Origin of the sequence: Pseudomonas sp. N2-3-1-14 (genome assembly GCF_041228395.1) — a bacterium.
Classification (GTDB): domain Bacteria; phylum Pseudomonadota; class Gammaproteobacteria; order Pseudomonadales; family Pseudomonadaceae; genus Aquipseudomonas.
The window spans coordinates 3,760,684-3,784,683 of the sequence record NZ_CP166199.1 but is presented as its reverse complement, the minus strand read 5'-3'; the positions used below and the strand labels follow the sequence as shown (position 1 = coordinate 3,784,683).

Here is a 24,000-nt window from a genome sequence, read left to right as displayed (position 1 = left end):
AAAGCCTCATTGTTTCAGCTTCGCTTGCCGCTTGCGACGAGCTTCCGGAGCCCAGTCAAGGGCTCCCACTCGAAATAGGTAGACAAGACCTGCCAACAGAATTGCTATGAAAACGAGGGCTTCGACGAATCCGGTCCAGCCGCTTTCGCGGACGGACACAGACCAGGCAAAGAGAAAGAGGGCTTCGATATCGAAGATCACGAACAGCATCGCGACCAGATAGAATTTGGCTGAGAGCCGCAAGCGGGCGCCACCTGTAGGCAGCATGCCGGACTCGAACGGTTCATTTTTGCTGCGGCCCCAGGCTTTTGACCCGAGGAGGCTGGAGACACCAAGCATGAAGGCGCAAAGGCCGACAACACCGAGGAGGAAAATGGCAAAGCCCCAGTTGTGGGCCATGAGTCCTGTCGCTTCGGTCATGCTGGAAATCCTTAACAGAGAGCAAAGGTCTCTGAGCTCGAAAAAGTAACGATGCAGTGACGATATGTCGCACTGCAATCAATCGCGGTGATTTTATGGCTAAACACCGGGCAAGTAAAATTCCGATAGCGAAATTATTCGATGGAATAAGCACATAGTGCACCTTCTTGGGGCTGTAGCCCTTGTGGGGCGGGGATTAGCGGGCATTTAATCAATTCTGTTTTGTTTAACGGGTAACGAAGTTTTCATGCGCTAAATGATAATGAATATTGTTTGCGCAGGGTTTAAGCGAATGTTTCTCGTGTGGCGGGGGAAGTTGCCGTTACTTGCTTGATTGGTGCTTAGTTGCTGGTGGGGATCTTTTAACTGATTTGATTCGGGCAAACACCGCTCTGGATCAATGTTTTGCGCAAAATCTTCAGGTTGCATGCATTCCCACATTTTTAATCTCCTGTGTCTCAGGGCGTTTTTTCCGGGCAAAAAAACGCCCCGAACCAGTCGGGGCGTGATTGTTGTGCGGCAATGCGGTTAGGTCTTCCATGGGGCCGCAATGGCCGTGTACTCGCTACTTAGTGGAACTGCTCTTCTTCGGTCGAACCGGTCAGCGCGGTCACAGACGAGGTGCCGCCCTGGATCACGGTGGTCATGTCGTCGAAGTAGCCGGTGCCCACTTCCTGCTGGTGCGCCACAAAGGTGTAACCCTTGGCGGCGTCAGCGAATTCCTGCTCCTGCAGCTTCACGTAGGCGGTCATGTCGTTGCGGGCGTAGTCGTGCGCCAGGTTGAACATGCTGTGCCACATGTTGTGAATGCCGGCCAGGGTGATGAACTGGTGCTTGTAACCCATGGCGGACAGTTCGCGCTGGAACTTGGCGATGGTCGCGTCGTCCAGGTTCTTCTTCCAGTTGAAAGAAGGCGAGCAGTTGTAGGACAGCAGCTGGTCCGGGTATTCCTTCTTGATCGCTTCGGCAAAGCGACGCGCTTCGTCCAGGTCCGGCTTGGCGGTTTCGCACCAGATCAGGTCGGCGTACGGCGCGTAGGCCAGGCCGCGAGCGATGGCCTGGTCGAGGCCGGCGCGCACTTTATAGAAGCCTTCCTGGGTACGTTCGCCCGTTACGAATGGCTGGTCGTACGGGTCGCAGTCCGACGTCAGCAAGTCAGCGGCGTTGGCATCGGTACGGGCCAGGATGATGGTCGGGGTGCCAGCAACGTCAGCAGCCAGACGAGCAGCAGTCAGCTTCTGTACGGCTTCCTGAGTCGGCACCAGTACCTTGCCGCCCATGTGGCCGCATTTCTTCACCGACGCCAGTTGGTCTTCGAAGTGCACGCCGGCGGCGCCAGCCTCGATCATGCTTTTCATCAGCTCGTAGGCGTTGAGTACGCCGCCGAAACCGGCTTCAGCGTCCGCCACGATTGGTGCGAAGTAGTCGATGTAGCCTTCGTCGCCCGGGCCTTTACCGGCTTTCCACTGGATCTGGTCGGCGCGGCGGAACGAGTTGTTGATGCGCTTGACCACGGTTGGCACGGAGTCCACCGGGTACAGCGATTGGTCGGGGTACATGGATTCAGCGGAGTTGTTGTCCGCTGCCACTTGCCAGCCGGACAGGTAGATCGCCTGGATACCGGCTTTTACCTGCTGGACTGCCTGGCCACCAGTGAGGGCGCCCATGCAGTTGACGAAATCTTTTTCGGGACGGAAGGACGGCTTGGCACCCTGGGTGACCAGCTTCCACAACTTCTCGGCGCCGAGTTTTGCAAAGGTGTGCTCAGGTTGAACCGAGCCACGCAGGCGGACGACGTCAGCAGCGGAATAAGCGCGGGTTACGCCTTTCCAGCGTGGGTTTTCAGCCCAATCTTTTTCAAGGGCTGCAATTTGCTGTTCGCGTGTCAGTGCCATGGGAAAAACCTCGTCGCATAGGTCTAGGTGGAAAATTCCATTTGCCAGCCACGTACTCAGTGCGTGGTGATGGCTGCTCGCTGACCAGAAGCTTGGCGGTCAAGCCGGGTTTGGCGGGGAGGGCGACGGGATGAACGACAGGCTCAAGGGGGAGTTGAGCAGGTAAGGGCGAACTGCGAATGGTCTTCGGGCATCGTGGGCCTTTGTACAATCCATCAGTGTGTAGCCGGGTTACCTGGTTAGCTTCCGTCCCTCGGGACAACTTCGTTCCAGTCGCAACCTTGTCAAACACACCTTGTGGGCGGTACAGACACGAATCGGCTCAGGTGGGTAGCTTAGAGCGGCGATCCGAAGGCCCTTGCCAGGGCCCCTGATTAGCGGGAGCGAGGCCATCATGCACAGGCTTTTTTGGATCGTCAAATGTTTTGTAGTGCTTTTTTTGAAGCACTACATCTTTAGTCTAAGACGACTCGTCAGTCAGTTTTTGGTGCTTCAGTTCAAGGTGTCGACCTTGACCCGCAAAGTCAGGTCATCACGGCCTTGAGTAGAGTAATTGCGGGTTGTAGAGGATTTGTCGGCCTGGGTCTCACGGTTGATGCCGGCCAGGGGGATCCACTCGCCCAGCCTGCCGCTGACAGTTGTGTCGGTACTCTGAACGTTCACTACATCGGGACGTTCCTGGCTCATGCGGTCACGGTTGGTGCTGATGGCCAGGTGCACGGTCTCGCCGGTGACGCTGGCGGTGACGTAAAAGCCCTGGGTGACGTTGCGATACTGGGTCTGGTTTTGCGGGCGGCCGTAGGCGTCGGGCTGAGTAGTGGTCAGCGGTACGCTCTGGCCAACCTGGATCAGCGCGGGCACGCCTTCGCTGGCCTGGATCTGCTGGATGCCGCCGTCGCGGCTGGCGGTACCGTAGCTGATGATGCGCGTCTGGTTGTCGCCGCTGTTCTGCTGGTTGTTTTCGTTGGTGTCGACGGTAATCAGCAGGCGCTTGGCGGGTGTGTCCAACTGCGCGAGCAGCGCGCGCAGGTCCTCAATCTTGCCCGGGTCGGCTTTCACAATCAGCTGGTTGCCGTAGGCGCTGACGCTGCCGTCCTTGCCGATGAAGTTCTGCGCCACGGGCAGCAGGTCGGCGCTGGTGCGGTTGCTCAGGTTGACGACCGCGGTGTCGGCGATTGCCGAGGCGCTGACAGTCAGGAGGAGGGCGGTGAGCAGGGTGCGTAGGGACATGTCCGTTATCTCTGCGAGTCATTTAGCGTGATAGTGCCAGTTTGTCGGCCTGGCAGGTCGCAAGTTTAGTCGTGAGCCGGCTTGGTGCAGTGAGCGGCCTCGTTGTGGCGAACGAGCTTGTTGTGGCGAGCGGGCTTGCCCCGCGTTGGGCTGCGCAGCAGCCCCAAAAAAAAACGCCGCATTCTTTCAGAAAGAACGCGGCGTCTGGTTTTAGGGCCGCTGCGCAGCCCAGCGCGGTGCAAGCCCGCTCGGCACAGGGATCAGCCTTCGCGCACCATGTCCACATGCGGAATACCGACTTCAAGAAACTCATCGCTGACAATCTTGAAGCCCAGCCGCTCATAGAACGGCGCCGCGTACACCTGCGCACTCAGAAACTGCTTGGTCTGGCCGCGTTGCTCGGCAAGCCCAATCACCGCTTCCATCAGCTTGTCGCCAACCTTCAGGCCGCGCCAGTCCTTGAGCACCGACACACGCCCGATCTCGCCACTGGGCAGCAGGCGCGCAGTACCAATCGGAAAATCGCCTTCGAACGCCAGAAAATGCACGGCGTCGGCGTCGTCCGCGTCCCACTCAAGCTCAGGTGGAACCGATTGTTCAGCGATAAACACCGCTTCACGAATGCGCCGAATCTCGTCGATATCCTTTCGCCAGTCCGCGACACTTACGTGAATCTTATTCATCGGCAAATCCCAGGCTTCCTTGCTTGACCAATTCGCACAGCAGGTCGCGACCGTCTTCGTCTGCGAGCCACTCGCCGAGGTTTTCGCTGTGCAGGGCGTCGGCCGAGCACACCAGCTTCAACAGCTCGCGCAGTTTGCCTGGCAGGTAACGGCTCTGGCCGCTGGCGAACAGCAGTACATCGTCATCGACTTCCGACCACGCCATGCGCGCGCTTGGGTTGCGCACCAGGATCGCGCCACCTTCCAGGCTGTTGACGAAGTCCTCTTCGCCCAATTCTTCGCCCGCCACCAGTTCAGGGTAGCGCGGCTCGGTCATGAACTGGCCAAACCAGGTCAGCAGCATGCGCTCGTCGCTCATGTGCTCGGCCAGCAGGCTCTTCAGGCGGTCCAGCGCGTCACCCTGGATCTGGTGCGGGTCGCTTGCCGGCTGGGCGTCGGCGTCGGTGTAACGCTCTTCGTCCGTCAGGTACTGGCTGAGGAAGTCGGTGAAGTGGGTCAGCACTTCAGCGGCGCTTGGCGCGCGAAAGCCTACCGAATAGGTCATGCAGTCATCTTCGGCGATACCGAAGTGTGCCAGGCGTGGCGGCAGGTAGAGCATATCGCCCGGTTCCAGCACCCATTCTTCGCTTTGTTCGAATTCGGCGAGGATGCGCAGGTCGGCATGCTGCAGCAGCGGGCTTTCGGAGTTGCACATCTGGCCGATTTTCCAGTTGCGCTTGCCTTGGGCTTGCAGCAGGAACACGTCGTAGTTATCGAAGTGCGGGCCAACGCTGCCGCCGGGTGCGGCAAAGCTGATCATCACATCGTCGATGCGCCAGCTTGGCAGGAAGCGAAAGTGCTCCAGCAACTCGGCGACTTCCGGCACGAACTGATCGACGGCCTGCACCAGCAGGGTCCACTCACGCTCGGGCAGGGTGCTGAAGGCGTCTTCGGCGAATGGGCCGCGACGCAGCTCCCACGGACGCTCGCCGTGTTCGATCACCAGGCGCGATTCAACTTCTTCTTCCAGGGCCAAGCCGGCCAGTTCGTCGGCGTCGATCGGGCTTTCGAAATCAGGGATGGCCTGACGGATCAGCAACGGTTTTTTCTGCCAGTAGTCGCGCAGGAATTCGCGTGCCGTGATGCCGCCCAGAAGTTGAAGAGGAATATCAGGATTCATGTGTAACCTATTGAAAGAAAGCACTTTTAAGACAGGAATAAAAACGCCCGGCGCGGCCGGGCGTCTCAAGAGGGCTTGCGCGAATCAGATGCGCTTGGCTTGGGCCACCGCGTTGCCGATGTAGTTGGCCGGGGTGAGCAGTTTCAGCTCGGCCTTGGCAGCGGCTGGCATATCCAGGCCGTCGATGAAAGTTTGCAGCGCCTCGGGCTGATGCCCTTGCCGCGCGTCAATTCTTTAAGCTTCTCGTACGGGTTTTCGATGTTGTAGCGGCGCATCACGGTCTGAATCGGCTCGGCCAACACTTCCCAGCACGCGTCCAGGTCAGCGGCGATTTTCTGCTCGTTGAGCTCAAGCTTGCTGATGCCTTTGAGGCTGGCTTCGTACGCGATCACGCTGTGAGCGAAGCCCACGCCGAGGTTGCGCAGCACGGTGGAGTCGGTCAGGTCGCGCTGCCAGCGGGAGATCGGCAACTTGCTGGCCAGGTGCTGGAACAGGGCGTTGGCGATGCCGAGGTTGCCTTCGGAGTTTTCGAAGTCGATCGGGTTGACCTTGTGCGGCATGGTCGAGGAACCGATTTCACCGGCAATGGTGCGCTGCTTGAAGTAGCCCAGGGAGATGTAACCCCAGATATCGCGATCAAAGTCGATCAGGATGGTGTTGAAGCGCGCAATCGCGTCGAACAGCTCGGCGATGTAGTCGTGCGGTTCGATCTGCGTGGTGTACGGGTTGAAGCCCAGGCCCAGCTCGTCTTCGATGAAGGCGCGGGCATTTTCTTCCCAGTCGATTTCCGGGTAGGCAGAGAGGTGGGCGTTGTAGTTGCCCACGGCGCCGTTGATTTTGCCCAGCAGCGGTACGGCGGCGACTTGAGCGATCTGACGCTCCAGGCGGTACACCACGTTGGCCAGTTCTTTGCCCAGCGTGGTCGGCGAAGCCGGTTGGCCGTGGGTGCGCGACAGCATCGGCACGTCGGCGAAACGGATCGCCAGTTCGCGGATGGCGTTGGCGGTCTGGCGCATCAGCGGCAGCATCACGTCATCGCGGCCTTCGCGCAGCATCAGGGCGTGGGACAGGTTGTTGATGTCCTCGCTGGTGCAGGCAAAGTGGATGAACTCGCTGACCTTGGCCAATTCCGGCAGCTTGGCCGCTTGCTCTTTGAGCAGGTATTCGATGGCTTTTACGTCGTGGTTGGTGGTGCGCTCGATCTCTTTGACACGCTCGGCGTGCTCCAGAGCGAAGTTTTCCGCCAGGGCGTTCAGCACCGCGTTGGCTTCGGCGGAGAACGCCGGCACTTCGCTGATGCCAGGGTGAGCGGCCAGGCGCTGGAGCCAGCGCACTTCAACCAGAACGCGAGCACGGATCAAGCCGTATTCGCTGAAAATAGGGCGCAGGGCCTGGGTTTTGCCGGCGTAGCGGCCGTCAACAGGGGAAACCGCAGTGAGCGAAGAAAGCTGCATGGGGTGTTCTCGGACAGTCGGGCAACGAAATGGGGCGCGTATCATACATGAAAAAATCCGCCGGTCCGTTGCCAACTGACCGGCGTATTACGCGTGAGGCGATAAAAATCCTGGTTGCTGCGACTTATTCGTTGCGCATCAACGGGTAAAGCTCTTTGAGCAATTTGCGTCGGCTGATCACCAGCTGCCAACGATGACCGCCCAACTGGCGCCACAACCGTGCCGAACGGATACCGGCCAGGAGCAGGGCGCGGATTTTCGAGGCATTGTTCGGTTGCTGCAGGTTGCGCATGTCGCCGTGCACCTGGATGCGTTGGCGCAAGGTGCTCAAGGTGTCCTGGTACAGCGCGCCGCAGGCTGCGATCACGTTTTCGTGGGCCGGGCCGAAGTGCTCGACCTGGGATTGGATCTGCGGCAGGCGCTTGCCGATGGTCTCGAGCATGTCGTCACGCTTGGCCAATTGGCGCTCAAGGCCGAGCATCGACAGGGCGTAGCGCAAGGGTTCGCGCTGCAAGGTGCTCGGATCGCGCTCCAGTGCGCCGACCAGCGCGCGATAGCCTTCGCGCAACGCCAGGTCGTCGCCGCCATAGACTTCCAGGGTGTCCTTGGGGTCGCGGATCAGCAGGCTGCCGAGCATGCAGGTCAGGCCTGCCTCCGTCACCTGGCCGGTCTTGGCGATCTTGTCGACCAGTACCGCAGCGAGGAAAACCCCACCGAGTGCGGTCAGTTGCTCCTGGGTCGGGCTCATGCCGGGTTGCTCCAGGGTTCGGCGACTTCAATCACACCGCCCCCCAGGCAAATTTCGCCGTCATAAAACACCACGGACTGGCCAGGCGTGACCGCGCGTTGCGGGTCATCGAACGTGGCGCGATAGCCACTGGCGGTTTTCTCCAGGGTGCAAGGCTGGTCGCTCTGGCGATAGCGCACCTTGGCGGTCAGGCGGCGCGGCGTGCTCAGGTCGATCGGGTTGACCCAATAGATCTCCGAGGCCAGCAGTGCGCCCGAGAACAGCAGCGGGTGTTCATTGCCCTGGCCAACGATCAGCACATTGTTTTCCAGGTCCTTGACCAGCACGTACCACGGCTCTTCACCTGCGTCTTTCAAACCGCCGATGCCCAGGCCCTGACGCTGGCCGATGGTGTGGTACATCAGGCCGTGGTGGCGACCGATGACATCACCTTCGGTGGTTTTGATTTCACCCGGTTGTGCCGGCAGGTACTGCTTGAGGAAGTCGCTGAAGCGGCGCTCGCCGATAAAGCAGATCCCGGTGGAGTCCTTTTTCTTGGCGGTGGCCAGGCCGTGTTTCTCGGCAATCCTGCGCACTTCGGGTTTTTCCAGCTCGCCCACCGGGAACAGGGTCTTGGCGATCTGTTCGCCGCCGACGGCGTGCAGGAAGTAGCTCTGGTCCTTGTTCGGGTCCAGGCCTTTGAGCAGTTCGGTGCGGTCATCCACGTCGCGACGGCGCACGTAGTGGCCGGTAGCGATCAGGTCGGCGCCAAGGATCATGGCGTAGTCGAGAAACGCCTTGAACTTGATTTCGCGGTTGCACAGGATGTCCGGGTTCGGCGTGCGGCCGGCCTTGTATTCGGCCAGGAAGTGCTCGAACACGTTGTCCCAGTACTCGGCGGCGAAATTGGCGGTGTGCAACTTGATGCCGATCTTGTCGCACACGGCCTGGGCGTCCGCGAGGTCGTCCATGGCGGTGCAATATTCCGTTCCATCGTCTTCTTCCCAGTTCTTCATGAACAGGCCTTCCACCTCATAACCCTGCTCCATGAGCAGAACGGCGGAAACGGAAGAATCCACGCCGCCGGACATACCGACGATGACGCGCTTCTTTTGTGTGTCAGAAGGGGCTGGATCACGCATAGGATTTCAACGGGTGTCTTTAAAAAGGACGCGATTCTAGCAGGCTCGCGTCCGCAAGGCTAAAGAGAAGGGCGGATCAGTTCCAGACTGTGGCGCTGGCCGCTCAAATAATCATCGATGCAACGGATGATCAACTCGCTGCGCCAGTCATCGCGCAGGGCCATCAGCTCGTCGCGGGTCAGCCAGCGGGCGCGGACGATGCCGTCGTCCAGTTGATAGTCCGGGTGGTGTTTCAGCGCCTTGGCGGTGAAGCAGACCCGCTGGTAGGTCACGCCATTGCTGGGCGCGGTGTACAGGTAGATCCCGACAATGCCGGTGGCCTCGACGTCCCAGCCGGTTTCTTCAAGGGTTTCGCGCACGGCGGCTTCGGTCAGGGTTTCGTTCGGGTCCAGGTGGCCGGCGGGCTGGTTGAGCACGGCGCGGCCGCCCTTGAGTTCCTCGACCATCAGGAAGCGGCCGTTGTCTTCGACGAGGGTGGCGACGGTGATGTGGGGTTGCCAGGTCATGGGAGGCCTCGATTCAAGATATGACGCGGTGTTTGGGCACAATTGCGGTCAGTGTGGGAGGGGGCTTGCCCCCGATGACGGTGTGTCAATTACCAATAGCTCGACTGATCCATCGCTATCGGGGGCAAGCCCCCTCCCACATTTGATCCGGTTTCTTGCGTAGAACGGCAAAAACAGAAACCCCGGCACGGGGCCGGGGCTTCTTTGCATCCTTACAACCTTACTTCAACTTGGCAATCGCCGCGTTGAGGGTGTTGCTTGGGCGCATGGCTTTGCTGGTCAGTTCCGGGTTCGGCGCGTAGTAGCCGCCGATATCCACTGGCTTGCCCTGCACGGCGTTCAGCTCGGCAACGATGGTCGCCTCGTTGTCGCTCAGGGTTTTGGCCAGTTCGCCGAACTGCGCTTGCAGTGCAGTGTCTTCGGTCTGGGCGGCCAGGGCTTGAGCCCAGTACAGCGCCAGGTAGAAGTGGCTGCCGCGGTTGTCGATGTTGCCGACTTTGCGCGATGGCGACTTGTTGTTGTCCAGGAACTGGCCAGTGGCCTGGTCCAGGGTCTTGGACAGCACCAGGGCTTTCGGGTTGTTGTAAGTGACACCCAAATGCTCAAGGGATGCTGCCAGGGCCAGGAACTCGCCCAGGGAATCCCAGCGCAGGAAGTTCTCTTCAACCAGCTGCTGCACGTGTTTCGGAGCCGAACCGCCGGCGCCGGTTTCGAACAGGCCACCGCCGTTCATCAGCGGCACGATCGACAGCATCTTGGCGCTGGTGCCCAGTTCCATGATCGGGAACAGGTCGGTCAGGTAGTCGCGCAGTACGTTGCCGGTCACCGAGATGGTGTCCAGGCCTTTGCGGGTGCGCTCCAGGGTGAACTTCATCGCGTCGACCGGCGACATGATGCGGATGTCCAGGCCGTCGGTGTTGTGGTCTTTCAGGTAAGCCTGAACTTTCTCGACCACGACGCCGTCGTGCGCGCGCTGTGGGTCCAGCCAGAAAATGGCCGGGGTGTTGCTGGCGCGGGCACGGTTGACGGCCAGTTTGACCCAGTCCTGGATCGGCGCGTCTTTGGTCTGGCACATGCGGAAGATGTCGCCGGCTTCAACAGTCTGTTCCATCAGCAGGTTGCCCTTGCTGTCGGTGACGCGGACAACGCCGTCAGCCTTGATCTGGAAGGTCTTGTCGTGAGAGCCGTACTCTTCGGCTTTCTTCGCCATCAGGCCAACGTTTGGCACGCTGCCCATGGTGGTTGGGTCGAAAGCGCCATTGGCCTTGCAGTCTTCGATGACGGCTTGGTAGATGGTGGCGTAGCAGCGATCCGGGATCACCGCCTTGGTGTCGTGCAGCTGGCCGTCGGTGCCCCACATCTTGCCGGAGTCACGGATCATGGCCGGCATCGAGGCGTCGACGATGACGTCGCTCGGCACGTGCAGGTTGGTGATGCCTTTGTCGGAGTTGACCATCGCAAGCGATGGGCGAGCGGCGTAGACCGCCTGAATGTCGGCTTCGATCTGCGCTTGCTGCTCGGCCGGCAAGGCCTTGATGCGAGCGTACAGGTCGCCGATGCCGTTGTTCAGGTTGAAGCCGATCTGCTCCAGCACGGCAGCGTGCTTGGTCAGGGCGTCTTTATAGAACTCGGCAACGATCTGGCCGAACATGATCGGGTCGGAGACCTTCATCATGGTGGCTTTAAGGTGAACCGACAGCAGCACGCCTTGTTTCTTGGCGTCTTCGATTTCGGCGGCGATGAACGCGCGCAGGGCTTTTTTGCTCAGCACGGCGGTGTCGATGATTTCGCCAGCTTGTACCGAAGTCTTTTCTTTCAGCACGGTGGCGGTGCCGTCTTTGGCAATCAGCTCGATCTTCACTGCGTCAGCGGCTTCGATCTGTACGGCTTTTTCGCTGCCGTAGAAGTCGCCGTTGCTCATGTGAGCGACGTGCGACTTGGAGTCTGCAGCCCAGGCGCCCATTTTGTGCGGGTGCTTGCGTGCGTAGTTCTTGACCGACAGCGGTGCGCGGCGGTCAGAGTTGCCTTCGCGCAGTACCGGGTTCACGGCGCTGCCCTTGACCTTGTCGTAACGTGCACGGGTTTCTTTTTCCGCGTCGGTGGTTACGGTTTCCGGGTAGTCCGGCAGGGCGTAGCCCTGGGCCTGCAGCTCCTTGATCGCCGCTTGCAGCTGCGGGGTCGAGGCGCTGATGTTAGGCAGCTTGATGATGTTGGCTTCAGGCGTAACGGCCAGGTCGCCCAGTTCGGCGAGGTGGTCCGGGATAGCCTTGGTGCCCAGTTGCTCGGGGAAGCTTGCGAGGATGCGCGCGGCGAGGGAAATGTCGCGGGTTTCCACAGCAATATCAGCGGAAGCGGTGAAGGCCTCTACGATAGGCAGCAATGAATAGGTGGCGAGGGCTGGGGCTTCGTCGGTGAAGGTGTAGATGATCTTCGAGCGGGTGGGCATATTCGGATTAACTCTCTTCTTTGCTGAAAGCGTGCGCAGAAACTCGAGATGCGCCGGGTGGAGCGCGTTCGTTCAAAGTCATCCATGAGCGAAATGTCGAGGTTTCTTCGCGGTGATGTTGGGTTGCATCAGTCGAGCGTCAAGCGGGTGGACTATTGTAATAGTCCTGCTTTCTGGCTGAAGGCTACTGTCTAGAGCGGTCAGCTGTCGTGACTCTTGGGTCAGCGGCGGCATTATACATACGTCGCTATGCTTACGCCGAGCCTTCATACAAAAGGTGCGTCGTCCATTGGTCTAAAGGTCGCAGGTTGCCAGGTGCGACTAACGTCGCACGATGTGCTCAAGATTGGCGATTTTGCCTTTGCTTTCAGGCTTGTAGGCGACCAAATATGCTGTTTTCGATGCAAATGAGCGTGGCGTGAGGTTTCAGTCGCCATATATCTGGAGTAGGCTCGAACGCAGCCAGATGTTCAATCCATAGATGGAGTTCAGCATGGGATACAAGAAGATTCAGGTTCCGGCAGTCGGCGACAAAATCACCGTCAATGCAGACCATTCTCTCAATGTTCCTGACCAACCGATCATCCCTTATATAGAAGGCGACGGTATTGGCGTCGACATCAGCCCGGTGATGATCAAGGTGGTCGATGCCGCTGTTGAAAAGGCTTACGGCGGCAAGCGCAAAATCTCTTGGATGGAGGTTTACGCGGGCGAGAAAGCGACTCAAGTCTACGATCAGGACACCTGGCTGCCCCAGGAAACCCTGGATGCGGTCAAGGATTACGTGGTCTCCATCAAGGGGCCCCTGACCACGCCGGTCGGCGGTGGCATTCGTTCGTTGAACGTGGCCCTGCGTCAACAACTCGACCTGTATGTGTGCCTGCGCCCGGTGCGCTGGTTTGAAGGTGTGCCCAGCCCGGTCAAAAAGCCTGGCGATGTCGATATGACGATCTTTCGTGAGAACTCCGAGGATATTTACGCCGGCATCGAGTGGAAGGCCGGCTCGCCTGAAGCGATCAAGGTGATCAAGTTTCTCAAGGAAGAAATGGGCGTCACCAAGATCCGCTTTGACCAGGACTGCGGGATTGGCGTCAAGCCGGTCTCCAAAGAGGGCACCAAACGTCTGGCGCGTAAGGCCCTGCAATATGTGGTGGATAACGACCGTGATTCGCTGACCATTGTGCACAAAGGCAACATCATGAAGTTCACCGAGGGCGCCTTCAAGGAGTGGGCCTACGAAGTGGCGGCTGAGGAATTTGGTGCGACGCTGCTCGACGGTGGGCCGTGGATGCAGTTCAAAAATCCTAAAACCGGCAAGAACGTGGTGGTCAAGGACGCCATTGCCGATGCCATGCTTCAGCAAATTCTGCTGCGTCCGGCCGAATATGACGTGATCGCGACCCTCAACCTGAACGGTGACTACCTTTCCGACGCCCTGGCGGCGGAGGTGGGGGGGATTGGTATTGCGCCGGGGGCCAACCTGTCCGATACCGTGGCGATGTTCGAAGCCACCCATGGCACGGCGCCCAAGTATGCGGGCAAGGATCAGGTCAACCCGGGTTCATTGATCCTGTCGGCGGAAATGATGCTGCGCCATATGGGCTGGACCGAAGCCGCCGACTTGATCATCAAGGGCACCAATGGCGCGATTTCGGCCAAGACCGTGACCTATGACTTCGAGCGCTTGATGGACGGCGCCAAGCTGGTGTCGTCATCGGGTTTTGGTGATGCGCTGATTTCGCATATGTAAATCACGGGCCATAAAAAACCGGCCATTCTGAAGTCTCGGAATGGCCGGTTTTTTTTGTGGGGCACTTACTGAAAAAACTGATCAGGCCGTTTGCTTCTTCTTTGATTGAGTGGGCTGATCTGTCTTGAGCTTCTTTTCGTGCATTTCTTCAGGTGGTTGCGCCTCTGTTTGCGCCTCGGCCGCCGAGATTGCAACCGCGTGCAGTCCCTTGGGCCCCTGAATGGTTTCAAATGTCACTGCTTGGCCCGCTTTCAGCGTCTTGTACCCGTCCATGGTAATCGCTGAATAATGCGCAAAGAGATCTTCTTCGGGTTTTCCTTCTGCATTTATGAAACCGTAGCCTTTGGCATTGTTAAACCATTTGACCTTGCCATTGATCTTGACGCCAGACATACCATATCCCTCTGCACCAGACTCCATCACTGGAGTATCATCCAGTTTATCCGTCCTAACCCGAATAAATAAGGTTGACTGCGCGGACCTTTTTTACCCACTGTGGGCTCTATTGGTTGTAACACTGATTCGCCGATAGTCAAGGCGACCATTGGGTCAGAGTTGAAATTCTGACAGGTCGCCCCCATCACTGTACTTGAACCACTGACGAACCTTTCTTTCCATGCATGCAAACAGCCAGATTCGACTAACATTCAATCAGGATCGCCCGGATCAGGAACATGACGACGACGGTTCTGCGGGCATTGCTGTTCAGGAAGCGAAGCCTGCCTTACAGGCGCCGCCGATGTACAAGGTGGTTTTGTTCAATGATGACTACACACCGATGGATTTCGTGGTCGAAGTGCTCGAGGTGTTTTTTAACCTGAACCGCGAGTTGGCGACCAAGGTAATGCTGGCCGTTCACACAGAAGGACGGGCAGTATGTGGAGTGTTTACCCGCGACATCGCCGAGACAAAGGCCATGCAGGTCAACCAGTACGCCAGGGAAAGCCAGCATCCGCTACTCTGTGAAATCGAGAAGGACGGTTAACGCCGACCACTTGGGTATGAGGTGAAGCTATGTTAAACCGCGAGCTCGAAGTCACCCTCAATCTTGCCTTCAAGGAGGCCCGTTCGAAGCGTCATGAATTCATGACCGTCGAGCACCTGCTGCTGGCACTTTTGGATAACGAAGCTGCCGCTACCGTGCTACGTGCGTGCGGCGCCAACCTCGACAAACTCAAGCATGACCTGCAGGAGTTTATCGACTCCACTACGCCACTGATCCCCGTGCATGACGAGGACCGCGAAACCCAGCCAACCCTGGGCTTCCAGCGGGTCTTGCAGCGTGCGGTATTCCACGTCCAGAGCTCCGGCAAGCGTGAAGTCACAGGCGCCAATGTGCTTGTGGCTATCTTCAGCGAACAGGAAAGCCAGGCAGTGTTTCTGCTCAAGCAGCAGAGCGTTGCGCGTATTGATGTCGTCAACTACATCGCCCACGGTATCTCCAAAGTGCCAGGGCACGGCGATCATTCCGAGGGTGAGCAGGATATGCAGGACGACGAGGGCGGTGAGTCTTCTTCTTCAAGCAACCCGCTGGATGCCTATGCCAGCAACCTCAACGAGTTGGCGCGCCAGGGGCGGATCGATCCGCTGGTGGGTCGCGAGCTTGAAGTTGAGCGCGTAGCGCAGATCCTCGCGCGTCGTCGCAAAAACAACCCATTGCTGGTGGGCGAGGCGGGCGTGGGTAAAACCGCGATTGCTGAAGGCCTGGCCAAACGTATTGTCGATAACCAGGTGCCTGACCTGCTGGCCAACAGTGTCGTCTACTCCCTTGACCTGGGCGCATTGCTCGCCGGGACCAAGTACCGTGGCGACTTCGAGAAGCGCTTCAAGGCGCTGCTCGGTGAGCTGAAAAAGCGCCCGCAGGCGATCCTGTTTATCGATGAGATCCACACCATCATTGGTGCCGGTGCGGCTTCCGGTGGGGTGATGGACGCCTCCAACCTGCTCAAGCCGTTGCTGTCGTCGGGTGATATCCGCTGCATCGGTTCGACCACCTTCCAGGAATTTCGCGGGATCTTCGAGAAAGACCGCGCCTTGGCGCGTCGCTTCCAGAAAGTCGACGTGTCCGAGCCTTCGGTTGAAGACACCATCGGCATCCTGCGTGGGCTCAAGGGGCGTTTCGAAGCGCACCATGGCATCGAGTACACCGATGAGGCGTTGCGCGCAGCGGCCGAGCTGGCGTCACGCTACATCAATGACCGGCATATGCCGGACAAGGCTATCGACGTCATCGATGAGGCGGGTGCCTACCAGCGCCTGCAACCCGTCGAGAAGCGCGTGAAGCGCATCGACGTGCCTCAGGTCGAGGACATCGTGGCGAAGATCGCGCGGATTCCGCCAAAACACGTCACCAGTTCCGACAAGGAACTGCTGCGTAACCTGGAGCGTGACCTCAAGCTCACCGTGTTCGGTCAGGATGCGGCCATCGACTCGCTGTCCACCGCGATCAAGCTGTCGCGCGCGGGCCTCAAGTCGCCGGACAAGCCCGTCGGTTCGTTCCTGTTCGCAGGCCCTACCGGCGTCGGCAAGACCGAGGCGGCGCGGCAGTTGGCCAAGGCCATGGGTATTGAACTGGTGCGCTTTGATATGTCCGAATACATGGAGCGCCACACGGTGTCGCGCCTGATCGGTGCGCCTCCGGGCTACGTCGGTTTCGACCAGGGCGGTCTGTTGACCGAAGCAATCACCAAGCAGCCGCATTGCGTGTTGCTGCTCGATGAAATCGAGAAGGCCCACCCGGAAGTCTTCAACCTGCTGCTGCAGGTCATGGACCACGGGACCCTGACTGATAACAACGGGCGCAAGGCGGACTTCCGCAACGTGATCGTGATCATGACCACCAACGCCGGTGCTGAAACCGCCGCCCGGGCTTCGATCGGCTTTACGCATCAGGATCACTCCTCTGATGCAATGGAAGTGATCAAGAAAAGCTTCACGCCGGAGTTCCGCAACCGCCTGGACACCATTATCCAGTTTGGTCGCCTCAGCCATGAGGTCATCAAAAGCGTGGTGGACAAGTTCCTTACCGAGCTTCAAGCGCAGTTGGAAGACAAGCGCGTGCAGCTGGACGTAACGGACGCGGCGCGCAATTGGTTGGCGGAGGGTGGTTACGACGCGGCAATGGGCGCTCGCCCAATGGCACGTCTGATCCAGGACAAGATCAAGCGGCCACTGGCCGAAGAGATCCTGTTCGGCGAGCTCTCCGACCATGGTGGCGTGGTGCATATCGATCTGAAGGGCGGCGAGCTGACCTTCGATTTCGAAACCACGGCCGAAATGGCCTGATATCGCTGACCGCAACAAAGCAAAAAGGCGCCCAAGGGCGCCTTTTTGCTGTCTGTCTCAAACACTGAAGATCAACTGTGGGAGCTGGCTTGCCTGCGATTGGATGGATCAGTGAGCGACGCGCTTACTGTCATACCGCTATCGCCAGGCAAGCAACTCCTTTATTAATCGCACACACAAAAACGCCCGGCAGAACCGGGCGTTTTGTATTGACTTGATTAACGAGCGCGGTAAGTGATGCGCCCTTTGCTCAAGTCATAGGGCGTCAGCTCGACGCGCACCTTGTCACCGGTAAGAATACGAATGTAGTTCTTGCGCATCTTGCCGGAGATATGCGCGGTTACGACGTGCCCATTTTCCAACTCCACACGAAACATGGTGTTGGGCAGGGTGTCGACGACAGTGCCTTCCATTTCGAAGCTGTCTTCTTTCGACATGCAGTAAAGCCCTCGGTATCCAGTGAATGGCCCGGTGCAACTGCGCCAGGCAAAAGCGGCGTGCATTGTGCCCGAAAAAGGGTGTTTAAGCCAAGGGGTTCTAGTTAAGCGTGACCCATCTTTGATTAATAAGTAGCTCAATCGGCCGATATTGGGTCTTGTAGTTCATCTTTTTGCAGTTTTTTATCCAGTAACCGAGGTACACCGCCTCCAGTTCCAGGCGCAAGGCTTCACCGATTTGCCACAGAATTGCAAAGCGTCCCAGGCTGCGACGTTCTTCGCTTGGCTCGTAGAACGTGTACACCGCGGACAGGCCGTTGGGCAGCAGATCGGTCACGGCCACCGCCAGCAGGCGTCCGTCCAGGCGAAACTCATAGAACCGAGAAAACGGCAGGTCGCGCACCAGGAATGTCGAAAACTGATCGCGACTGGGTGGGAACATATCGCCGTCGGCATGGCGTTGTTCGATGTAGCGCTGGTAGAGATCGAAATATTCTTCGCTGTACTGAGGCTTGGTGGCGGTCACCGTCAGGTCGGCATTGCGCTTGAGGATACGTTTCTGGTTACGGTCCGGCAAAAACTGCGTAGCCGGGATGCGTGCCGGCACGCAAGCATTGCAGTTCTGGCAATGGGGGCGGTACAGGTGATCGCCGCTGCGCCGAAAACCCATCTCTGACAGGTCGGCGTATACGTGCACGTCCATTGGCTGGCTGGGGTCGAGGAACAGCGTGGTGGCCTGCTCGTCGGGCAGATAGCTGCAAGAGTGGGCTTGAGTGGCATAAAACTTCAAGCGCGCCAGCTCGGTCATGATCAACCCTCGGGATAAGCTTTGAAATAAGTGTAAGCCAGGTGCGAGAAAGTCGCCTAGGAAACCCACGGTCCAGAGCTGGGTTGGTCCAAATGGTTGCGCAGGAAGGCCGCGAAATCACTGCGCGGTATGGCGCGCGCGCCAAGGCTGTGCAGGTGATCATTGGGCATCTGGCAGTCGATCAACACAAAACCCCAGGCCTGCAACTGCCGGGTCAGGGTAGCGAAACCGAATTTCGACGCGTTGTCGGCACGGCTGAACATGGATTCGCCAAAGAACAATTGGCCCATCGCCAGCCCATACAGACCGCCAACCAGTTCGCCGTCATCCCACACTTCCACCGAGTGCGCGTAGCCGCGCTGGTGCAGCGCCAGGTAGGCGCTCTGGATGCCCTCGGTGATCCACGTGCCATCGGCGTAGCTGCGCGGTGCGGCGCACGCCTGGATGACGGCAGCGAAGTCCTGGTCGAACGTCACGCTATAACGCTGCTGGCGCAGCAGTTTGTCGAGGCTGCGCGAGACATGCAGTTCGTCGGGGAATATCACGGTGCGCGGGTCTGGTGACCACCAAAGAATCGGCTGGCCTTGCGAGAACCATGGAAAGCAGCCATGGCGGTAAGCCTCGATCAGGCGTTCGGCCGACAAGTCGCCGCCGGCGGCAAGCAGGCCATTGGGTTCGCGCATGGCCTTGGCCAGCGGCGGAAAAGTCAGGGAGTCGCGTTGCAACCAGGTCAGCATGGCATTCAGGCTTACGGAAGGGGAGGGGGAGTGGCAGACGAGTCGCCTGCCGCAGCAGGGGTGATTATTGTCGACACAGCGCTGTGGGGCCAGCCCGAATCGGGGATCGACGAGGATTAGCGTGAGCGCGTGTTTCTGCAACTCTGTGCCCGAGGCGCGGTCGTAATCGGGTCCAGGCAATGCAGGCCATTTGCCAAGCTTGCCTGGATTGCTAAAAACAGCTCATAAGCCTTTGTCAGCAAAGACAATGCATGCTCAAATTGAACATGCTGTGACACTTCATTTGTCTATGCTGCTCAGTGATCGGCAAGGGCGTGGCATCGCGGGCGCAAACCCGTACAATGCGGCCATTGTGGCGTTATCGCCATTTCACCCTTTCATCACCCAGTGTTAAAAGTAGATTCAGCGACGTTCGTTCATTTTTCAGCCGCTCGGATTGAGCGGTAGTGTGCAGTCATTCAACAGATGGACGCGCTAAAGGCGCAGGAAAAGACCCGTTTTGAAGAAATCCGCCGCAACACCTAAAGCAGCAGTCGTGCCGGCCTGGCGCCAGCACCTGCACTACCGACTCAAGGAAGGAGCGCTGATCGCCATCGGCGCCCTGTGCCTGTTCCTGATGATGGCCTTGCTGACCTATGGCAAGGACGATCCGGGCTGGAGCCACAACAGCAAGATCGAAGACGTGCAGAACTTCGGTGGGCCTGCCGGTTCCTACAGCGCCGACATTCTGTTCATGGTGCTGGGTTACTTCGCGTACATCTTCCCGCTGTTGCTGGCGATCAAGACCTGGCAGATCTTCCGCCAGCGCCACGAGCCGTGGCAGTGGAGCGGCTGGCTGTTCTCCTGGCGCTTGATCGGCCTGGTGTTTCTGGTGCTGTCCGGTGCGGCCCTGGCGCATATCCACTTTCATGCGCCTACCGGTTTGCCGGCGGGCGCGGGCGGTGCGCTGGGCGAGAGCCTTGGCGACCTGGCGCGCAAGAGCCTGAATATCCAGGGCAGCACCTTGATGTTTATCGCGCTGTTCCTGTTCGGCCTGACGGTATTCACCGACCTGTCGTGGTTCAAGGTGATGGACGTCACCGGCAAGATCACCCTCGACCTGCTCGAATTGTTCCAGGGTGCGGCCAACCGCTGGTGGTCGGCGCGTGTTGATCGCAAGCGCATGGTGGCGCAGCTGCGTGAGGTGGATACCCGCGTCAATGAGGTCGTGGCCCCGACCACGCCGGACCGACGCGAGCAGGCCAAGGTCAAGGAGCGCCTGATCGAGCGCGAGCAGGCCCTGAGCAAGCACATGTCGGACCGCGAGAAGCAGGTGCCGCCGGTGATTGCCCCGGCGCCGCCGAAAGCTCCCGAGCCGAGCCATCGCGTACAGAAAGAGAAACAGGCCCCGTTGTTTATCGACAGCGCCGTGGAAGGCACCTTGCCGCCGATCTCGATTCTCGACCCGGCCGAAAAGAAACAACTCAATTATTCCCCGGAATCCCTGGCGGCCGTCGGCCATCTGCTGGAAATCAAACTCAAGGAATTCGGCGTCGAAGTTTCCGTCGACTCGATCCACCCGGGCCCGGTTATTACCCGTTACGAAATCCAGCCCGCCGCCGGCGTCAAGGTCAGCCGCATTTCCAACCTGGCCAAAGACCTGGCCCGCTCCCTGGCTGTGACCAGCGTGCGGGTGGTGGAAGTGATCCCCGGCAAGACCACCGTGGGCATCGAGATTCCCAATGAAGACCGGCAGATCGTGCGCTTCTCCGAAGTGCTGTCGACGCCGGAATACGACAACTTCAAATCGCCGGTCACCCTGGCCCTGGGCCATGACATCGGCGGCAAGCCGGTGATCACCGACCTGGCGAAAATGCCGCACTTGCTGGTTGCCGGTACCACCGGTTCCGGTAAGTCGGTAGGCGTGAACGCGATGATCCTGTCGATCCTGTTCAAGTCCGGCCCGGATGACGCCAAGCTGATCATGATCGACCCGAAGATGTTGGAATTGTCGATCTACGAAGGCATTCCGCACCTGCTCTGCCCGGTGGTCACCGACATGAAGGACGCCGCCAACGCCTTGCGCTGGAGCGTGGCCGAGATGGAGCGCCGCTACAAGCTGATGGCGAAGATGGGCGTACGAAACCTGTCGGGCTTCAACGCCAAGGTCAAGGAAGCCCAGGACGCCGGCACGCCGCTGACCGACCCGTTGTACAAGCGCGAAAATATCCATGACGAAGCGCCGCTGCTGACCAAGCTGCCGACCATCGTGGTTGTGGTCGACGAATTTGCCGACATGATGATGATCGTCGGCAAGAAGGTTGAAGAGCTGATCGCACGTATCGCCCAGAAAGCCCGGGCTGCCGGCATTCACTTGATCCTGGCGACCCAGCGGCCATCGGTGGACGTGATCACGGGTCTGATCAAGGCCAACATCCCGACGCGGATGGCGTTCCAGGTTTCCAGCAAGATCGACTCGCGCACCATCATCGACCAGGGCGGCGCCGAGCAACTGTTGGGTCACGGTGACATGCTCTACATGCCGCCCGGCACCAGCCTGCCGATCCGGGTTCACGGCGCGTTCGTTTCCGATGACGAAGTACACCGCGTGGTGGAAGCCTGGAAACTGCGCGGCGCGCCGGAATACAACGACGACATCCTCGCCGGTGTCGAAGAGGCCGGCAGCGGCTTCGACGGTGGCAGCAGCGGTGGTGACGACGACGCCGAAACCGACGCGTTGTACGACGAGGCCGTGGCGTTCGTGCTTGAAAGCCGCCGTGCCTCGATCTCTGCGGTACAGCGCAAACTGAAAATCGGCTACAACCGCGCCGCCCGCATGATCGAAGCCATGGAAAACGCTGGCGTCGTGACCGCAATGAACACCAACGGCTCGCGCGAAGTCATCGCCCCCGGGCAGATGCGCGACTGATCTCGTGCCGCGTGGCAGCACGCGGCCCGCCTTAACGACTCAATGAGGACTCCCATGCGTCTTATCCGCATGCTGTTGTTGCCGGCCCTGGCCCTGACTGCTGTTTCGGCCCACGCTGATCCGGCCTCCGTGGCCAGCCTGACCAACCTGTTGGACAAATCCAAGACCCTGACGGCGCGCTTCTCCCAGCTGACCCTGGATGGCGGCGGCACCCAGTTGCAGGAAACCGCCGGTGAAATGGCCGTGCAGCGCCCGGGCCTGTTTTACTGGAAAACCGACGCGCCGAACGAGCAGACCATCGTCTCCGACGGCCAGAAAGTCACCTTGTGGGACCCGGACCTGGAGCAGGCGACCATCAAAAAGCTCGACCCGCGCCTGAATCAGACGCCGGCGCTGCTGCTGTCGGGCGATGTGTCGAAAATCAGCGACAGTTTCGATATCACCTCCAAGCAAACCAGCAACGTGATTGAGTTCACCCTCAAGCCTAAGTCCAAGGACACGTTGTTCGACAGCCTGCAGCTGTCGTTTGGCAATGGCGTGATCAACAACATGCGCCTGATCGACAGCGTTGGTCAGCGTACCGATATCCTGTTCTCCGCGGTCAAGGCCAACGGCGTTGTCGATGCCTCCAAGTTCAAGTTCGTCATCCCCAAGGGTGCCGACGTGATCCAGGAATAAACTGTTTAGAGGTTTCAAGCGCTGCCCATGGATTTGTTTCGAAGTGACCCGATTGCTCAACCCTTGGCCGCGCGTTTGCGTTCGACCAACCTGGACGAGTACGTCGGGCAAGAACACCTGCTCGCTCGCGGCAAGCCATTGCGCGAAGCTCTGGAGCAGGGTGCGCTGCACTCGATGATTTTCTGGGGGCCGCCAGGCGTGGGTAAAACCACCCTGGCGCGCTTGCTGGCGAAGGTCTCGGATGCGCACTTCGAAACGGTTTCGGCGGTGTTGGCGGGGGTCAAGGAGATCCGCCAGGCGGTTGAGGTGGCCAAGCAGCAGGCCGGGCAATACGGCAAGCGCACCATCCTGTTCGTTGATGAGGTGCACCGCTTCAACAAGTCGCAGCAGGATGCGTTTTTGCCGTATGTGGAGGACGGCACGCTGATTTTTATCGGCGCCACCACCGAAAACCCGTCGTTTGAACTCAACAACGCGCTGCTGTCGCGGGCTCGGGTCTATGTGCTCAAGAGCCTGGACGAAGCGGCGATGCGCAAGCTGTTGCAGCGTGCATTGAGCGAAGACAAGGGCCTGGGCAAGCGCCAGCTCAGCCTCAGCGACGAAGGCTTCAAGATTTTGATGAGCGCCGCCGATGGCGACGGTCGTCGGTTTCTCAACCTGCTGGAAAACGCGTCGGATCTGGCCGAAGACCACAGCGAGATCGGCGTCGACCTCCTGCAAAGCCTGCTGGGCGACACCCGCCGGCGCTTCGACAAGGGCGGCGAAGCCTTCTACGACCAGATCTCGGCGCTGCACAAATCCGTACGCGGCTCCAACCCCGACGGCGCGCTGTACTGGTTTGCGCGCATGATCGACGGCGGCTGCGACCCGTTGTACCTGGCGCGCCGTGTGGTGCGCATGGCCAGCGAAGACATCGGCAATGCCGACCCGCGCGCGCTGAGCCTGTGCCTCGCCGCCTGGGAAGTGCAGGAACGCCTCGGCAGCCCGGAAGGCGAGTTGGCGGTCGCGCAGGCCATCACTTACTTGGCGTGCGCACCCAAGAGCAACGCCGTGTACATGGGCTTCAAGTCGGCCCTGCGCGCCGCGGCCGAACACGGCTCGCTGGAAGTGCCCTTGCACCTGCGCAACGCCCCGACCAAGCTGATGAAGCAATTGGGCTACGGCGACGAATACCGCTATGCCCATGACGAGCCGGACGCCTATGCCGCCGGTGAAGATTATTTTCCCGATGAGCTTGAGCCGCAGCCGTTCTACCAGCCGGTGCCCCGTGGGCTGGAGCTGAAGATTGGTGAAAAGCTCAATCACCTCGCCCAACTCGATCGCCTCAGCCCCAAACAGCGGAGAAAGTAGTGCTCAAGACCATTCTTGCCGTGTCCGTAGCCGGCATCGCTGGTACATTATTGCGTTTCGCCACCGGTACCTGGGTGAGCGCCAATTGGCCCAAGCATTTTTATGCGGCGACCCTGGCGGTCAACCTGGTGGGTTGCTTGATCATCGGGCTGTTGTACGGCTGGTTCCTGTTGCGCCCGGAAGTGCCGATTGAGATTCGCGCCGGCTTGATTGTCGGCTTTGTAGGCGGTCTGACGACCTTTTCATCCTTTTCACTGGATACGCTGCGCCTGCTGGAAAGCGGGCAAGGCCTGGTTGCCTTCGGCTACTTGGGTATCAGCGTGTTCGGCGGGCTGCTCGCCACCTGGGCTGGCCTGTCCTTGACCAAACTTTGATAACGAGAGAC

The 24,000-nt window shown here is 59.4% G+C and carries 20 protein-coding genes and 1 pseudogene; 7 read left to right on the top strand and 14 right to left on the bottom strand.

Going from position 1 to position 24,000, the window contains the following annotated elements:
• Positions 1 to 6: 6 nt before the first annotated feature.
• From AB5I78_RS17350 to AB5I78_RS17305, 10 genes and pseudogenes are all read right to left on the bottom strand, one after another.
• Positions 7 to 420, bottom strand: coding sequence for an NADH-quinone oxidoreductase subunit A (locus AB5I78_RS17350; RefSeq protein WP_003219575.1), 414 nt, complete (start codon positions 418 to 420; stop codon positions 7 to 9).
• 569 nt (positions 421 to 989) lie between these two features.
• Positions 990 to 2,315 carry an isocitrate lyase gene (gene aceA / locus AB5I78_RS17345; protein ID WP_003219577.1) on the bottom strand — a complete coding sequence of 442 codons (1,326 nt, stop codon included), beginning with the start codon at positions 2,313 to 2,315 and terminating at the stop codon, positions 990 to 992.
• Between the two features lie 492 nt (positions 2,316 to 2,807).
• A complete protein-coding gene (locus tag AB5I78_RS17340; protein ID WP_145164684.1) occupies positions 2,808 to 3,545 on the bottom strand; it encodes a secretin N-terminal domain-containing protein in 738 nt (245 codons plus the stop codon).
• Positions 3,546 to 3,805: 260 nt separating this feature from the next.
• On the bottom strand, positions 3,806 to 4,228 hold the full coding sequence (locus tag AB5I78_RS17335; protein WP_145164686.1) for a GNAT family N-acetyltransferase: 423 nt from the start codon (positions 4,226 to 4,228) through the stop codon (positions 3,806 to 3,808).
• On the bottom strand, positions 4,221 to 5,387 hold the full coding sequence (locus tag AB5I78_RS17330; protein ID WP_124417851.1) for a cupin domain-containing protein: 1,167 nt from the start codon (positions 5,385 to 5,387) through the stop codon (positions 4,221 to 4,223). Before AB5I78_RS17330 ends, AB5I78_RS17335 begins: the two co-directional genes overlap by 8 nt.
• Positions 5,388 to 5,471: 84 nt before the next feature.
• Positions 5,472 to 6,841: pseudogene (purB, locus tag AB5I78_RS17325) on the bottom strand (adenylosuccinate lyase).
• Positions 6,842 to 6,965: 124 nt separating this feature from the next.
• A complete protein-coding gene (gene hflD, locus AB5I78_RS17320) occupies positions 6,966 to 7,589 on the bottom strand; it encodes a high frequency lysogenization protein HflD (RefSeq protein ID WP_369303027.1) in 624 nt (207 codons plus the stop codon).
• Positions 7,586 to 8,710, bottom strand: a complete 1,125-nt coding sequence (gene mnmA, locus AB5I78_RS17315) for a tRNA 2-thiouridine(34) synthase MnmA (RefSeq protein WP_262207367.1) — start codon at positions 8,708 to 8,710, stop codon at positions 7,586 to 7,588. Before mnmA ends, hflD begins: the two co-directional genes overlap by 4 nt.
• 59 nt (positions 8,711 to 8,769) lie before the next feature.
• Positions 8,770 to 9,216, bottom strand: coding sequence for an NUDIX hydrolase (locus AB5I78_RS17310; protein WP_124417848.1), 447 nt, complete (start codon positions 9,214 to 9,216; stop codon positions 8,770 to 8,772).
• Positions 9,217 to 9,436: 220 nt separating this feature from the next.
• The gene (locus AB5I78_RS17305; RefSeq protein ID WP_369303026.1) at positions 9,437 to 11,662 is read right to left on the bottom strand and encodes an NADP-dependent isocitrate dehydrogenase; all 2,226 of its coding nucleotides are present in this window, start codon (positions 11,660 to 11,662) and stop codon (positions 9,437 to 9,439) included.
• A 493-nt stretch (positions 11,663 to 12,155) separates the two neighbouring features.
• Here AB5I78_RS17305 and icd point away from each other — a divergent pair, with 493 nt between their 5' ends.
• Positions 12,156 to 13,412 carry an NADP-dependent isocitrate dehydrogenase gene (gene icd, locus AB5I78_RS17300; protein ID WP_122729012.1) on the top strand — a complete coding sequence of 419 codons (1,257 nt, stop codon included), beginning with the start codon at positions 12,156 to 12,158 and terminating at the stop codon, positions 13,410 to 13,412.
• An 81-nt stretch (positions 13,413 to 13,493) separates the two neighbouring features.
• Here the strand turns inward: icd and cspD are convergent, their stop codons facing one another.
• Positions 13,494 to 13,805, bottom strand: a complete 312-nt coding sequence (gene cspD, locus AB5I78_RS17295) for a cold shock domain-containing protein CspD (RefSeq protein ID WP_145164692.1) — start codon at positions 13,803 to 13,805, stop codon at positions 13,494 to 13,496.
• A 223-nt stretch (positions 13,806 to 14,028) separates the two neighbouring features.
• Between cspD and clpS the strand changes: the two genes are divergently transcribed.
• Positions 14,029 to 14,397 (top strand): ATP-dependent Clp protease adapter ClpS, encoded by a 369-nt coding sequence (gene clpS / locus AB5I78_RS17290; RefSeq protein ID WP_005789091.1) that lies wholly within the window; start codon positions 14,029 to 14,031, stop codon positions 14,395 to 14,397.
• Between the two features lie 29 nt (positions 14,398 to 14,426).
• Positions 14,427 to 16,697 (top strand): ATP-dependent Clp protease ATP-binding subunit ClpA, encoded by a 2,271-nt coding sequence (clpA, locus tag AB5I78_RS17285; RefSeq protein ID WP_369303025.1) that lies wholly within the window; start codon positions 14,427 to 14,429, stop codon positions 16,695 to 16,697.
• Positions 16,698 to 16,915: 218 nt separating this feature from the next.
• Here clpA and infA read toward each other — a convergent pair whose 3' ends face one another.
• The 3 genes from infA to aat all read right to left on the bottom strand — a co-directional run bounded on the left by infA (position 16,916) and on the right by aat (position 18,679).
• Positions 16,916 to 17,134: a translation initiation factor IF-1 gene (gene infA, locus AB5I78_RS17280; RefSeq protein WP_002553999.1), complete on the bottom strand. Its 219-nt coding sequence runs from the start codon at positions 17,132 to 17,134 to the stop codon at positions 16,916 to 16,918.
• Between the two features lie 100 nt (positions 17,135 to 17,234).
• On the bottom strand, positions 17,235 to 17,942 hold the full coding sequence (locus tag AB5I78_RS17275; RefSeq protein WP_369303024.1) for an arginyltransferase: 708 nt from the start codon (positions 17,940 to 17,942) through the stop codon (positions 17,235 to 17,237).
• A 56-nt stretch (positions 17,943 to 17,998) separates the two neighbouring features.
• Positions 17,999 to 18,679 (bottom strand): leucyl/phenylalanyl-tRNA--protein transferase, encoded by a 681-nt coding sequence (gene aat, locus AB5I78_RS17270; protein WP_369303023.1) that lies wholly within the window; start codon positions 18,677 to 18,679, stop codon positions 17,999 to 18,001.
• A gap of 499 nt (positions 18,680 to 19,178) precedes the next feature.
• Between aat and AB5I78_RS17265 the strand changes: the two genes are divergently transcribed.
• From AB5I78_RS17265 to crcB, 4 genes are read left to right on the top strand one after another with little or no spacing between them, the layout of a single operon-like run.
• Positions 19,179 to 21,587 (top strand): DNA translocase FtsK, encoded by a 2,409-nt coding sequence (locus AB5I78_RS17265; RefSeq protein ID WP_145164713.1) that lies wholly within the window; start codon positions 19,179 to 19,181, stop codon positions 21,585 to 21,587.
• A gap of 54 nt (positions 21,588 to 21,641) precedes the next feature.
• Positions 21,642 to 22,265, top strand: coding sequence for an outer membrane lipoprotein chaperone LolA (gene lolA / locus AB5I78_RS17260; protein WP_106579857.1), 624 nt, complete (start codon positions 21,642 to 21,644; stop codon positions 22,263 to 22,265).
• Positions 22,266 to 22,292: 27 nt separating this feature from the next.
• Positions 22,293 to 23,615: a replication-associated recombination protein A gene (locus AB5I78_RS17255; RefSeq protein WP_106579856.1), complete on the top strand. Its 1,323-nt coding sequence runs from the start codon at positions 22,293 to 22,295 to the stop codon at positions 23,613 to 23,615.
• Entirely contained in the window at positions 23,615 to 23,989 is a 375-nt protein-coding gene (gene crcB, locus AB5I78_RS17250) for a fluoride efflux transporter CrcB (protein ID WP_369303022.1), read from the top strand. Before AB5I78_RS17255 ends, crcB begins: the two co-directional genes overlap by 1 nt.
• Positions 23,990 to 24,000 lie beyond the last annotated feature (11 nt).

Coding starts and splice junctions, on each gene's coding strand:
- AB5I78_RS17275 (WP_369303024.1), bottom strand. CDS start 17,942: ATGACCGAGCTGGCGCGCTTGAAGTTTTATGCCACTCAAGCCCACTCT.
- lolA (WP_106579857.1), top strand. CDS start 21,642: ATGCGTCTTATCCGCATGCTGTTGTTGCCGGCCCTGGCCCTGACTGCT.
- mnmA (WP_262207367.1), bottom strand. CDS start 8,710: ATGCGTGATCCAGCCCCTTCTGACACACAAAAGAAGCGCGTCATCGTC.
- AB5I78_RS17340 (WP_145164684.1), bottom strand. CDS start 3,545: ATGTCCCTACGCACCCTGCTCACCGCCCTCCTCCTGACTGTCAGCGCC.
- aceA (WP_003219577.1), bottom strand. CDS start 2,315: ATGGCACTGACACGCGAACAGCAAATTGCAGCCCTTGAAAAAGATTGG.
- icd (WP_122729012.1), top strand. CDS start 12,156: ATGGGATACAAGAAGATTCAGGTTCCGGCAGTCGGCGACAAAATCACC.
- infA (WP_002553999.1), bottom strand. CDS start 17,134: ATGTCGAAAGAAGACAGCTTCGAAATGGAAGGCACTGTCGTCGACACC.
- AB5I78_RS17305 (WP_369303026.1), bottom strand. CDS start 11,662: ATGCCCACCCGCTCGAAGATCATCTACACCTTCACCGACGAAGCCCCA.
- AB5I78_RS17350 (WP_003219575.1), bottom strand. CDS start 420: ATGACCGAAGCGACAGGACTCATGGCCCACAACTGGGGCTTTGCCATT.
- aat (WP_369303023.1), bottom strand. CDS start 18,679: ATGCTGACCTGGTTGCAACGCGACTCCCTGACTTTTCCGCCGCTGGCC.
- AB5I78_RS17255 (WP_106579856.1), top strand. CDS start 22,293: ATGGATTTGTTTCGAAGTGACCCGATTGCTCAACCCTTGGCCGCGCGT.
- clpS (WP_005789091.1), top strand. CDS start 14,029: ATGCATGCAAACAGCCAGATTCGACTAACATTCAATCAGGATCGCCCG.
- AB5I78_RS17310 (WP_124417848.1), bottom strand. CDS start 9,216: ATGACCTGGCAACCCCACATCACCGTCGCCACCCTCGTCGAAGACAAC.
- AB5I78_RS17330 (WP_124417851.1), bottom strand. CDS start 5,387: ATGAATCCTGATATTCCTCTTCAACTTCTGGGCGGCATCACGGCACGC.
- clpA (WP_369303025.1), top strand. CDS start 14,427: ATGTTAAACCGCGAGCTCGAAGTCACCCTCAATCTTGCCTTCAAGGAG.
- hflD (WP_369303027.1), bottom strand. CDS start 7,589: ATGAGCCCGACCCAGGAGCAACTGACCGCACTCGGTGGGGTTTTCCTC.
- AB5I78_RS17335 (WP_145164686.1), bottom strand. CDS start 4,228: ATGAATAAGATTCACGTAAGTGTCGCGGACTGGCGAAAGGATATCGAC.
- cspD (WP_145164692.1), bottom strand. CDS start 13,805: ATGTCTGGCGTCAAGATCAATGGCAAGGTCAAATGGTTTAACAATGCC.